Genomic DNA, 12307 nt, shown 5'->3' with positions numbered 1-12307 from the left:
TGTCCGAGGAGCGGGACGGGCCCGCTCGAAAATTCAAACCGTTTGCTGGCGGGTCAGAGCCGCCTTCACAAAACTGGTAAACAGCGGGTGCCCATCGCGCGGGGTGGAGGTAAACTCCGGGTGAAACTGGCAGGCCACAAACCAGGGGTGATCCGGCAGCTCCACCACTTCCACCAGGGTATCGTCGGAGGACCAGCCACCGATGCGAAGCCCGGCGGTTTGCAGCCGGTCCACGTAGTTGTTGTTGACTTCGTAGCGGTGACGGTGGCGCTCGAGAATCACATCCTTGCCGTAAATCTCGCGGGTTTTGGAACCGGCCACCAGACGGCTTTCCTGCCCGCCCAAGCGCATGGTGCCTCCCAAGTCCGAGCTGTCATCGCGCTTTTCCCGGCGCCCGCTGGTGTCCACCCACTCAGTGATCAAGCCAACCACCGGGTCTGGGGTATGCTTGTCAAACTCGGTGCTGTTGGCATGTTTAAGGCCGGCGACGTTGCGGGCAAACTCAATCACCGCAGACTGCATGCCCAGGCAAATGCCCAGGTACGGCACTTTGTTTTCCCGCGCATAGCGCACGGCCATTAACTTGCCTTCCACACCGCGATTGCCGAAACCGCCGGGCACGAGCACGGCATCCGCCTCGCGCAGGAGCTCTTCGCCCTGCTCTTCCAGTTGCTCGGCGTCGATGTAAATCATATTGACCTTGGTGCGGGCGTGAATGCCGGCATGGGTCAACGATTCAATCAGGGATTTGTAGGCATCCAGCAACTCCATGTACTTGCCCACCATGGCGATGGTGACTTCATGCTCCGGATGCAGCTTGCCATCCACGACACGGTCCCACTCGCTCAGGTCGGCTGGGCCGCATTCCAGTTCAAACTGCTCGACGATAATGTCGTCCAGGCCAAACTCGTGCAGCATGCGCGGAATGGCGTAGATGGTACCGGCATCCGGCAGCGGCACCACCGCGCGCTCATCCACGTTGGTGAACAGCGCAATTTTGCGGCGGGAGTCTTCATCCACTTCCCGCTCGGAGCGGCACAACAGAATATTGGGCTGCAAGCCAATGGAGCGCAGCTCTTTAACCGAGTGTTGAGTGGGCTTGGTTTTGGTCTCGCCGGCGGTGGCGATGTAGGGCACCAGCGTCAGGTGCATCAAAATGGAATTCTTCGGCCCCAGCTCGACTTTGAGCTGGCGCACCGCTTCGAGAAACGGTTGGGATTCAATATCGCCCACCGTCCCGCCGATTTCCACCAACGCCACATCGGCGTCGCGGCCACCTTCGAGGATTCGGCGTTTGATTTCATCGGTGATATGGGGAATAACCTGCACGGTACCACCAAGGTAGTCGCCACGGCGCTCCTTGCGCAGAACCGTTTCATACACCCGGCCCGTGGTGAAGTTGTTGCGCCGGGTCATTTTGGTACGGATGAAACGCTCGTAATGGCCCAGGTCCAAGTCCGTTTCCGCACCATCCTCGGTGACGAACACCTCGCCGTGCTGAAAGGGGCTCATGGTGCCGGGATCGACATTAATGTAGGGGTCGAGCTTGAGGATGGTGACCTTAAGGCCACGGGATTCCAGGATGGCCGCCAAGGAGGCGGAGGCAATCCCCTTACCCAAAGACGAAACCACACCACCGGTTACGAAAATATATCGCGTCATGTAAAACCTTGTTCAATACGATAAGAGGAACAGACAAATACCGGGGGGCGAAGCGCAGCGGACAAACGCTCAGGTATTTCTCTTCAGGACGGGGCGCCAGAGTACCAGAAAGGCCTAATCGCCTCAATCAAAACTTGCCCGCAGCAGGCTGCCAGGCCTGCTCGAAGACAACCTCCGGAAACCAGCGCAAGCGGTAGCCAGACTCGCCCTCAGCGGCCTGAAAACCCTCACACACCCAGAGCGAAGGCACCGCCACCAGCGTCTCTCCCGAGTAAACCAGAGGAATGCGCTCCCGCCACCAGGGCGGCAGCTCGTATTCCAGCAGCAACTTCTTCAGGGTCTGGGAGTGAGCGCGCCCCACCGGCTGACAGCGCTCCCCACCTCGACGCCAGCGGAGCGTCAGTGGCCCCAAATGGGCACTCAGCCGAACATCGGCTTCGCCGCCCCACTCCACCTGAAGCGCCCCTCCACCCGGCAAATCCACAGAGGCGTATTTTCCTTCCAACGACAGAGGCACCGGCCCCTCGGGCGACTCCCCTCCGGTAAGGGCGGGAACCAGATAGAGGCCACCCCGAAACCGCCGAACCGACCGGTCTCCCACGGCAACCAATGCCTGGGCATCCTCCCGCCCCTGAATCAACTGCGCCTCGATCTGCGCCAACGCCTCCCGCGTGGGCAGCCCCGCCCCGCTGGTTTCACACCAACAGCGAAGCACCCACTGGCGCCGACTGGCAGAAAGCGCCCGAAGCCCGTTCAGCGACAACACCGGGGAGGGCTCCGGCACGACACCCGGGGCGTCGACCGTCAACCGCTCAAGGTCATCCCGAGCGTACTCCCGAAGCAGCTGATCGGCCTCACCGCACAGCGCGGCGCTCGCCCCCCATTGCTCCCCGAGTTCCGGCCAGCGCCGGCGTAGCGGTGGCAACACCTGATGGCGCAGGTAGTTCCGGTCAAAGCGCGGGTCCTCGTTGCTTTCGTCGTCGATCCATTGCAGCTCATGCTCCCGGCCATAGGCCAGCAATGTTTCCCGGGACACGGGCAGCAAAGGCCGCCAGAGCTCGCCCTGCCCGAGCGGACGAGCGGAAGCCATTCCCGCAAGCCCTCGGGGGCCGGATCCGCGCGCGAGACGAAGCAGGAGGGTTTCGACCTGGTCATCGCTGTGGTGGGCGGTGAGGAGTATGTCACCGGGTTTGAGGTGTTGTTCGAATGCGTGGTACCGGGCCTGGCGCGCGGCGTCTTCGAGGCCTTTGCCGTCGGTCTGGACGTTGACCCGAACGGTGGTGAGCGGAACGTTCCATTGGGCGCAGGTGGTTTCGCAGTGCTGTTGCCACTGGTCGGCATTGGGGGAGAGGCCGTGGTGGATATGAATGGCCCTCACCTGTCCTTTTGGCAGCGCTTCCACCACGGCATGCAATAACACGGTGGAGTCCAGCCCACCACTGAACGCAACACAGTAATGGTTATCTCGCGGCAACTGGCTCAGCAGCTGAGAAATGGCATTCATTATCGGGTGGCTTCACTGGTTCATGTTTAGTGGGGCATAAAGCCCGGCGAAGGAGGGGAATAGCCATTGGAGACCCGCCGTGAACCCATCCATGGGGGCTTCTCATCGGCATCCATGCCTCAGAGAGTCTCCAATGGCTATTCCCCTCCTTCGCCTCAGTGCCAATATCAACTGTAGCGGTTACGCTTTCACTTGGAAGTTCACTCCCAAGGGGCTAACTGGCACTGAGGTGGGTGCGGTGTAGACTGGTTGAAAACTCTCTGAGGCATGGATGCCGATGAGAAGCCCCCATGGATGTATTCACGGTGGGTTTTCAACCAGTCTACACCGCATCCACCGGACTCAATGCTATCTCAGGGGTCTTTCAAAGCAATTCATCAGACCCGTTGATTCGTGCTTACTATTGACTGACAATTGAAGCATTGTCACCGTTCGGTTATCGCTTGTCCATGACCGTTGGCCGGACGCCACAGACGACAGACAGCCAAACCACCAAACAAAAGGACCCCCATGGCTACCACCGCCCCCTACGGCAGCTGGAAATCCCCCATCAAAGCACACACCCTCACACAGGGAACCGTACGCCTGAGCGAACCCCACATCGACGGCGACGACACCTACTGGCTCGAATCGCGCCCCAGCGAAAAAGGCCGCTCCGTCCTCGTCAAACTCGACGCCCAAGGCCTGCGCTCCGATCGCACCCCCGCGCCCCACAGCGTCCGCACCCATGAATATGGCGGCGGCAGCTACTGCGTCGAAGACAGCGTGGTCTACCTGGTGCTCGACAGCGACCAGCGCATCTACCGCCTTCTGGGCGACGACCTCAAAGCGGTCACTCCCGAGGGGCCTTACCGCTACGCCGACCTGAGCGTCGACACGGAGCGCCAACGGCTGATCTGTGTGCGGGAAGACCACTCCGAAGAAGGCAAAGAGGAGCGCAGCGAGATAGTGGCCATTTCGCTTCAGGGCGACAATGACGTCGAGGTACTGGCCAGCGGCGCGGACTTTTACTGCACGCCCCGTCTCAGCCCTCACGGTCAAGAGTTGAGCTACCTGTGCTGGAACCACCCCAACATGCCCTGGGACGGCACCGAGTGCCACTTGGCGGCATTGGACGAAGCCGGCTCAGTCACTGACGACCGGGTGATCGCCGGGGGCAAGGAAGAGTCTATTTTCCAGCCCCAGTGGTCGCCGGACGGCACGTTGTATTTTGTGTCCGATCGCACCAACTGGTGGAACCTGTATCGCTGGAACGGCGAGGAGGCGGAAGAGCTCTGCCACCTGGAAGCGGAGTTCGCCACGCCCCAGTGGGTGTTTGGCATGTCCACTTACGACTTCCTCGGCGCCAACACGGTGTTGTGCACCTATACCCAGGAAGGCCACTGGCAACTCGCCCGTTTGGACCTGACCCACGGCAGCCTCACCCCGATCGACACCGGGCTCACGGAAATCAACAGCGTGCGGTGCGGCAACGGCAAAGGGTTGTTCCTCGGCGCCAACGCCCAACACAGCCCTTTCCTCTGGGCCTTCCGCCCAGAGGAAGCCGAAGCGCTGATGCCCCTGGCCCGCTCGGCCCAGTCCGACCCGGACCCGCATTATCTGTCCTCGCCGGAAGCGACCATTTTTGAAACCACCGATGGGGAAACCGCCCACGGCTTTTACTACCCATCCCACAATCCGGACTTCGAAGGCCCCGAACAGGAGCGCCCGCCGCTGCTGGTCATGTGCCACGGCGGGCCCACCGGCGCGACGCAAACCGCGCTCAATCTCAAAATCCAGTTCTGGACCAGCCGAGGCTTCGCCGTACTCGATGTGAACTACCGGGGCAGCACCGGTTACGGCCGCCGCTACCGGGACCGGCTCAAGGGCAACTGGGGCGTGACCGACGTGATCGACGTCTGCAGCGGCGCCACCTATCTCGCCGACAAAGGCTGGGTCGATGCCCAGCGCTGCGCCATTCGCGGCAGCAGCGCCGGCGGCTACACGGTATTGGCCGCCCTCACCTTCAGCGACACTTTCCAGGCCGGTGCCAGCCTCTACGGTATTGGCGACCTGGAAGCGCTGGCGAAAGACACCCACAAATTCGAGTCCCGCTACCTGGATACCCTCGTAGGCCCCTACCCGGAGGCACAAGCCACCTACCGTGAGCGTTCCCCGATTCGCCACGTCGAACAGCTGCAGTGCCCGGTCATTTTCCTGCAAGGCGAGGAAGACAAAATCGTGCCCCCGAATCAGGCCGAGGCCATGGTGAAGGCACTGACGGAAAAAGGCATCGCCAACGCGATGGTGCTGTTCCCCGAAGAGGGCCACGGCTTCCGCCAGGGACCGAACATTGAGCGGGCCCTGGAGGCCGAACTCTACTTCTACGGCCGGGTGTTCAACTTTATCCCCGCGGACCCGATTGAACCCCTGGACATCGCCAACCTGCCGGAGGGCAGCTAAGCATGGGTCGCTGGCGTCCGCCCCGCCCCAAAGGCTCCGCCTACATCACCCCAGCCGGCGCCCGCCGGCTGAAGGAAGAGCTGGTGCAACTGTGGAAAGTGGAGCGCCCACAGGTGACCAACGTGGTGCACGAAGCGGCCAAGAACGGCGACCGCTCGGAAAACGGGGACTACATTTACGGCAAGAAACGCCTGCGGGAAATCGACAGCCGGGTTCGCTTTCTGACCAAACGACTGGAAGAAGTGACGATTGTCGACCGCCTACCGGATGATCGCAGCAAAGTGTTCTTCGGAGCCTGGGTCACCGTAGAAAACGAAGACGGTGACGAGACGACGTATCAGATTGTGGGGCCCGATGAGTTTGATGTAAGCCGAGGCCAACTGAGCGTGGATGCACCTTTGGCTCGTCTGTTGTTGGGTAAGCAAGTGGATGACGAGGTCGTTCTACACACCCCCGAGGACGGCAAGAAATGCTATTGGATAACGGCGATTGAGTACAAGCCTTACGAGGACCCGTACCTTACAGCATAATTGTTTAGCGGAGGTTTTAATCGTTATGCCGCACGCCCTTTTAGCTTGAATGCCGAAACGCGAGACGAGTCCCGTTGATCACGTGCAAGCACCGAGGCAAGATCCGGCAGACTATCCTTCAGCCACTCAATCAATGGAGACGGATGCCGCCTGCTCCGCGTAGCCCTGGGTTCCCGAAATCATGCTGTTGCTCCGATATTCACCCGCTAATCCCGTACCACCGGCCCAACAACCTCAATCTTATCCGTCCATACGTAGCCGGAAAAACCCTTCGGCACCATTGCCAACTGCTCCAGCGTATCGATAGACGGAGTACCAACGTCATCCATTGGGCCAATCAGGGCAACCTCGCTCCCCACGTCGCGCAGGCGTTGACTCAGCAGGTTCGGCCAACCCCAGAGCCAAGGGGCTATATCGATGGGCACCATGACAACGGTATTGTGGCAAGACGCGGGCATATGGCCTGTCCAGCCAAGAGCTATATAGCGTTTGAGGCAGTCTTTAACGCTGGCACGGGAAAAACCGAGTAGATCATCACCCAATAGCGCCGTCGCTCGCCAGGTCGGTTCGTCACCGCCGTATACACCCCATACCGCTTGCCGCCACTCTGGATGTTCAGCCAACAATGCGGCGAGCATGTCACCTTCCCTTGCCTCTTGGCTTTTGAAGTTTATGAGAAAGCGTTTGTCCGGAAATTCGGCGAAGACTTCCCCAAGTTCGGGCATCATACCAATACCTTTGTCGCGCAAGGGGAAGGTTTTGCCTGCGTCGGCGGTATAACCGTAGCCTAAGTCCAACGTTTTCAAGTACGCGAGATCGTGACTGCGAGTCACACCCTGCCCTTCGGTGCGGCAATCCAGTGTCCAGTCATGCATCACGGCGAAATAGCCGTCGGTCGTGGGATGCACATCCAGCTCGACAACGTCCGCTCCTGCGTCAAAGGCGGCGCGCATAGAAGGAATGGTGTTTTCGATGTGATCGTGCTTGGGCGACTCGATGCGTTGGGCAGTACAGGTGTTGTTCGTCAGCCCTTCACGGTGAAACGTTTGGTGCACACCACGGTGGGAAAGAAGTTTCAGCCCACCGGATTCAGGTGCAACCCGCCAGGAGGCGTTAAAGCCGTATACGCTCGCGGCGAAAACCGCGACTACGGCCAAGGTTATTGTTCTTTTCTTCAAAGTACCGTCCCTCGTAAGGCCAAGTTTCGTCACAACCGAGTTCAGACATCCACAACAATCTCCAAGGCAAGGGAGGCCTCAGTCGACTGGCTCCGTTAAATGATGATTGCGCTAGTAAATACCAGCCGGTTACCAAATGGGTCGGAAATCGCCATGTCCTTGCTGCTCCACGGCATCTCTTGTACCCCAGGCCTGGCGTATTTATAGTTCTTGCCAAGCAGAAGCTCATGATACGGCTCGACATCATCGACTTGAATTCGAAGGGCCGCGCCGGGGCTACCGCATCAGTGATTCCGTGGGACTTTACTGAATGGCGGAGTACTCCGTGGCGGTCATAAAAACAGAGTCAATGTGTTTAACGATAGCGCCGTCTTCTCTCGATTCTTTATAAACTTTCTGCCAGCCGGGGTCCGCTCCAAAGGCCTTCCAACTCTGGGCGGCGGCTTCGCGACTATCGTGTTCAAGAATATAAATGAGTGTGTTATCGGCTCTCTCCGGATCGCTGGGTACCCAGTAGCCGATATTGCGCATGCCGTGTTTCTCAAAGAATCCGGTGGTGTGGTTCTTGAAGCGTTCATGCAAGGCAGGGAGTCGACCTTCATGAGTCGTATAAGTTCTCAGTTCGAAGACCTTTGTCGGTTCCGCTTGCACAGACAGCGCCAAGGAGAAAAGCAGGCAGGCCGAAAAGGCCCGAGTGACGGTTAGAATGTTCATTGTTGTTATTCCTCGCGTGGTAAAACCTGAAAACACCCGATGTGAGGGTGGACGTCTTGCCGAGCCCCCAGAAAGGCCAATTCAACCGGTGATGGGCCATGGAGCGCATGCGCTAAGAGTCTTGGAAACAAAGTGTGCACGATTTTGGCGTTACTGCCAACATACGGCATAAACAGGTCGCGACTGGCGCGGCGCGGGGCGCTTTGTTTTACCCTCAGCGCTCTGCTAAGCTGCTTTCCATTCTCGAGCGCAAGGAATACCCCATGTCTTTTGCCCCCTTCACCCGTGCCGGTGAGTACAACGAATTCCGTGAGCACGAGCTGCGCAAGCGCCAGATCGTGCTGGTCGACGGCAACCTGATGGCCAACAACAGCTCGCACGCCAGCGGCCAGTCCGCCCGCGCCTACCAGAGCGGCTACTGGGGCTTCGCCTCCACGACCCAGCCCACCGGTGCCGACACGCTCGGCAATATCGCCCTGGCCAACGCCAAAGCCATGCAGCTGTTCGGCGGCGAAAGCCGGCCCCTGCCTCAGGAAGGCTACCAGGGCGAACATGGCATCGCCTGCCAACCGAACTGGTCATCACAGCAGTTGATTGAGTGGCTGCAGGCGGTGACGGACCTGGTTCGCCGCCGCTACGAAAAGGTGGTCTCGGTCACGACAGTGGCTCTGGATGAATACCACGACAAGCACATTCAGAACAGTGTAGGCGCCCGAGAGTTCAACAACATTTCCCGAGCCATGGCCTACCTGAAGCTGACCGTCACGGATAAGGATGGCAAACCGGTTGAACTGGGTCATGTCATCAGCGGCAAAGGCAGCTTCGGCAACCTGGACCTGTCGATGGCGTCAGTGGAGTCCCAACTCGACGGGCTCTACGAGCACCTGTTGGCCAAGCGCGAAGCCGTGCACGCCAAAGGCGGCCTGCAGACCGTCGTGCTGGCGCCCGACCTGGCCGGCATTCTCGCTCATGAAGCCATGGGCCACCCCTGCGAAGCCGACCTGGTGCTCGGTGGTGCCGTGACCGGCGACCTGCGCGGCCAACGGATCGCCAGCGACCTGGTGAGCATGGTCGACTTTGCCCACAGCTACAACGGTGAAGAGCTGGCCGTTCCCGTCTATGCCGACGACGAAGGCACGCCAGCGCAGGACGTGCCCCTGATTAAGGACGGCATACTCACGGACTTTATGCACAACCGGGAAACCACCTCGCGTTTTGGCAACGCGGCCACCGGCAACGCCCGGGCCTACGCGCCCGACGATGAGCCGCTGATCCCTATAGGTCAGCATAGTTGTCGCCTCAATTGAAGCGAGGACGACAACGAAACATTACTCTCATGAGCGCAAGGCCGCCATTTTCTGGAGGATGGCGCCACCCCAAAGCCTGACCGTGGCCGAGGTGGCCCGACAGGAAGGCATCAGCACTGGGACCCTGTACAATTGGCGTAAAGCCGCCAGAGAACGAGGTGCCGTTTTGCCATCCAGATCCGCCGCTCCAGGACAGTGGAGCAGCGAAGAAGAATTCCGGGTTGTCCTGGAGACCGCCAGTCTCAGCGAGACTGAGTTTGGCGAGTATTGCCGATCCAAGGGGGGTTACAGCCCGTGTGGGTCGAAGACTGGCGCAAGGCCTGCATAGGCGCAAACGCCTCCACTGAAGAGCAGCAGCGCCAGACTCGCCAGGGCGTCAAAGCCGAGCGCCAGCAGGTTAAAAAGCTGCAGCGCGAGCTCAAGTACAAAGACAAAGCGCTGACCGAAACCGCTGCGCTGCTGACGCTCTCAAAAAAAGCCAAGGCGATCTGGGGCCCCAAAGACGAGGACGAATGACCAGCCTCCCGGATCGCCAGCACACTGTTGAACGTAAGCGCCAAACCAACCACCCACTACCCGATCTGAACCTGGCCAAGTAACCTCCCAGTTTTCAACCATGGGGGGGTTCACATGAAAAAGTACCGCACCAAATCCGACTGGCTGGCTCTGATCGACGTAAGCGCCTAACCAACCACCCGGTTAAGGCAATCTGGGATTGGTGCTAACGTTCCAAGGCAGCAGCGTCTCGATGGCCTCAACGCTCTGCGCGTTGGGTAGCTCTTTAAAAACCGTCTTCAGGTAATCGTACGGATTCAGCCCATTGGCTTTGGCCGTTTCGATCAGGCTGTACAGGTTGGCGCTGGCTTTGGCGCCCGTCTGGCTGTTGGCGAAGAGCCAGTTCTTCCGGCCCACCGTGAACGGCCGGATGGCGTTCTCCGCCCGGTTATTGTCGATCGGATAAGCGCCGTCGTCCAGGTAACGCGCCAAGCGGTGCGACTGGGTGTGCAGATAATGCAGCGCCTTGCCGACCGCCGTTTGCGGCGGCACTTGGGGCAGGCTTTTCTCAAGCCAGGCCCTGAGTTTGTCGATGACCGGTTTGGCTTCTTGTTGCCGCCTTCGGTAACGCTCATCCGGTGGCTGTTCCTTGATGGCCTTCTCCAAGGCGTATAGCTTTTGGATAAACGCCAACCCCTGGTCGGCTTTACCGGTTTTGCCTTTCTTCTGGACCGCTTTAGCGTCCATCAGCTTGCGCCGGGCGTGGGCCCAGCAACCGATTCGGGTAATATGGTACTGCTGGCAGGCTTTTTCATAGCCCTCGTAGCCATCGACCATAATTGCCCCGACGCTCTCATCGAGCAGCTCCAGCGGCACCGATTGGCGTCGCGAATCGGCGTAGTGGAACAAGACGGCCGGGCTGGCGGAGAAGCCTCCCATGACCCACATGTAACTTTGGCTTTCAGCGCTCTTACCCGGCTCGTTGAGTACCTGAACCGTGGTCTCATCCAGGTGGATAACCGGTTGCTCCAGTAGTTGCTCGTGAAGCAGGTTAATGAGCGGTTGCACCAGCTCGCCACAGCGGATCATCCAGTTAGCGAGGTTGGTTCGATCCAACTCTAATCCGACGCGCTTGAAGATTTCGCTCTGGCGGTACAGTGGCAAGGCGTCGCAGTATTTCTGGGTCGCCACGTAGGCCAGCATGCCCGGGGCGGCGATGCTTTTCTCGATCGGTTGCTTGGGCTTGGGAGCCGTCGCGTGGTGTTGCTCGCAGCAAGGACAGACGTACTTCTGTCGGCGGTGCACGATGACCTTGGCCTGAGCCGGGATGATTTCCAGCTGCTCGTGATCTTCGGTGCCGATGGCTTTGAGTTCAGTGCCATCGTGAGGGCACACACGCTCCGACTCCGACAGCTCATACAGCACGTCTTCGCGCGGTAGATGGGAAGGTAGGCTGACACGCGGCTTCTTGCGACGCTGGTGCCCGGGTACCTCTACGGTGTTTTCGGGCTCTGAGTCAGTGGACCCTGTGTCAGCATCGTCATCCATATGGGTGGATTCGGCTTCGTTGAACAGGCCGAGGTCGAGCTGATCTTTGGAGAGCTTTTCACTGCTGGCGGAGAACTGCTTGCGGTTGAACTGTTTGATCAACTCTTCCAGAGTTTGGATATGCCGCTCGCGCGATTGTAGAAGCGCCTCTTTCTCTTGAAGCTGCGCTTGAAGTCGAGCATTTTCTGCTTGGAGTGTGGCGGCATCGGTCATACCGCCATTTTACCAAAACTGATTAAGCAACGTCTCGATAAAATAGGGTTTTATGGGGCTTTAATTGCGTGATGTCGAAGCCACGCAGCAGCCATTGCCACTGTTCGTGATCCAGCACTACCGGATCATCCGGCCACCGCCTGGGCCACTTGAATTTGTCGCGCTCCAGGCGCTTTTGCCAGAGCGCGAAGCCGGTTTCGTCCCAGTACAGCACTTTGAGCTGGGTGCGCTTCTTGTTGCAGAAGACGAACAACGCGGCGTCGAAGGGCGAGAGCGCCATTTCATCTTGGACGATGACGCTCAGCCCATTGATCGCCTTGCGAAAGTCCACCGGCTCCCGGTGCAGGTAGACCTTGATGTCCTCGGGCCAATGGATCATGCGGCTAAGGCCTTGACCAGCTGTGCGATGGTTTGTGCATTGCTTGCGGGCAGCTTTACAGTGACGGGGCCGTAGTGCAAAGTGACTTGATCGGCGGCAAGGGGCTTGCTGACCATCGCCTGTGTAAAGCCACTAGACTGTAACCGTTCATTCAGAGGCGTGGTTGACGGCCCTGTAGAGGTCTGATCGGAGCGGCTGATCGGCGAAGGTGTCTTTCCACGCCCGGGGCGTCAGCTCTTCCACCCGGCTGGCCGGGTGCTCACTGATGCGAAGCAGCACATCGGTCAAGTAGGTGTAGGTATTGATCCCATGCAGCTTACAGGTGCTGATCAAGC

General features: G+C 59.4%; 12 protein-coding genes and 1 pseudogene. 5 read left to right on the top strand and 8 right to left on the bottom strand.

The window, feature by feature from the left end:
- Positions 1–33: 33 nt before the first annotated feature.
- Together pyrG and tilS are read right to left on the bottom strand one after the other, a co-directional pair.
- On the bottom strand, positions 34–1662 hold the full coding sequence (pyrG, locus tag AAE514_RS00055; RefSeq protein ID WP_347329443.1) for a CTP synthase: 1629 nt from the start codon (positions 1660–1662) through the stop codon (positions 34–36).
- A gap of 127 nt (positions 1663–1789) precedes the next feature.
- On the bottom strand, positions 1790–3166 hold the full coding sequence (gene tilS / locus AAE514_RS00050) for a tRNA lysidine(34) synthetase TilS (RefSeq protein WP_347329442.1): 1377 nt from the start codon (positions 3164–3166) through the stop codon (positions 1790–1792).
- A gap of 510 nt (positions 3167–3676) precedes the next feature.
- On the opposite strand from tilS, the gene AAE514_RS00045 reads away from it, so the two are divergent.
- Positions 3677–5608 carry a S9 family peptidase gene (locus AAE514_RS00045; protein ID WP_347329441.1) on the top strand — a complete coding sequence of 644 codons (1932 nt, stop codon included), beginning with the start codon at positions 3677–3679 and terminating at the stop codon, positions 5606–5608.
- Positions 5609–5610: 2 nt separating this feature from the next.
- Complete coding sequence (greB, locus tag AAE514_RS00040; protein WP_347329440.1) at positions 5611–6138, top strand: transcription elongation factor GreB; 528 nt, start codon at positions 5611–5613, stop codon at positions 6136–6138.
- Positions 6139–6344: 206 nt separating this feature from the next.
- Here greB and AAE514_RS00035 read toward each other — a convergent pair whose 3' ends face one another.
- The 3 genes and pseudogenes from AAE514_RS00035 to AAE514_RS00030 form a co-directional block, all read right to left on the bottom strand.
- Positions 6345–7316 (bottom strand): glycerophosphodiester phosphodiesterase family protein, encoded by a 972-nt coding sequence (locus AAE514_RS00035; RefSeq protein WP_347329439.1) that lies wholly within the window; start codon positions 7314–7316, stop codon positions 6345–6347.
- A 95-nt stretch (positions 7317–7411) separates the two neighbouring features.
- Positions 7412–7582 (bottom strand): annotated as a pseudogene (locus AAE514_RS18540) (glyoxalase superfamily protein); the annotation flags it as partial.
- A gap of 37 nt (positions 7583–7619) precedes the next feature.
- On the bottom strand, positions 7620–8030 hold the full coding sequence (locus AAE514_RS00030) for an NIPSNAP family protein (RefSeq protein ID WP_347329438.1): 411 nt from the start codon (positions 8028–8030) through the stop codon (positions 7620–7622).
- Positions 8031–8293: 263 nt separating this feature from the next.
- Between AAE514_RS00030 and AAE514_RS00025 the strand changes: the two genes are divergently transcribed.
- Genes AAE514_RS00025 through AAE514_RS00020 form a run of 3 tightly spaced genes read left to right on the top strand, consistent with a single transcriptional unit; the run spans position 8294 to position 9853 of the window.
- Positions 8294–9337 carry a TldD/PmbA family protein gene (locus tag AAE514_RS00025; protein ID WP_347329437.1) on the top strand — a complete coding sequence of 348 codons (1044 nt, stop codon included), beginning with the start codon at positions 8294–8296 and terminating at the stop codon, positions 9335–9337.
- A complete protein-coding gene (locus AAE514_RS18535; RefSeq protein WP_430623869.1) occupies positions 9318–9665 on the top strand; it encodes a transposase in 348 nt (115 codons plus the stop codon). The genes AAE514_RS00025 and AAE514_RS18535 overlap by 20 nt, the downstream gene beginning before the upstream one ends.
- Positions 9632–9853: a hypothetical protein gene (locus AAE514_RS00020; protein ID WP_347329436.1), complete on the top strand. Its 222-nt coding sequence runs from the start codon at positions 9632–9634 to the stop codon at positions 9851–9853. Before AAE514_RS18535 ends, AAE514_RS00020 begins: the two co-directional genes overlap by 34 nt.
- A 183-nt stretch (positions 9854–10036) precedes the next feature.
- On the opposite strand, the gene tnpC is transcribed toward AAE514_RS00020, so the two are convergent.
- From tnpC to AAE514_RS00005, 3 genes are all read right to left on the bottom strand, one after another.
- Positions 10037–11593: an IS66 family transposase gene (gene tnpC, locus AAE514_RS00015; RefSeq protein WP_347329435.1), complete on the bottom strand. Its 1557-nt coding sequence runs from the start codon at positions 11591–11593 to the stop codon at positions 10037–10039.
- A 22-nt stretch (positions 11594–11615) separates the two neighbouring features.
- Positions 11616–11972: an IS66 family insertion sequence element accessory protein TnpB gene (gene tnpB / locus AAE514_RS00010; protein WP_347329434.1), complete on the bottom strand. Its 357-nt coding sequence runs from the start codon at positions 11970–11972 to the stop codon at positions 11616–11618.
- 147 nt (positions 11973–12119) lie between these two features.
- The coding region (locus AAE514_RS00005; RefSeq protein ID WP_347329433.1) for a transposase domain-containing protein at positions 12120–12307 on the bottom strand (188 nt) is incomplete at its 5' end.

The sequence above is a fragment of the Marinimicrobium locisalis genome (assembly GCF_039822625.1).
Lineage (GTDB): Bacteria > Pseudomonadota > Gammaproteobacteria > Pseudomonadales > Cellvibrionaceae > Marinimicrobium > Marinimicrobium locisalis.
The sequence above is the reverse complement of the archived record's forward strand: the minus strand, read 5'-3'. Positions and strand labels throughout refer to the sequence as shown.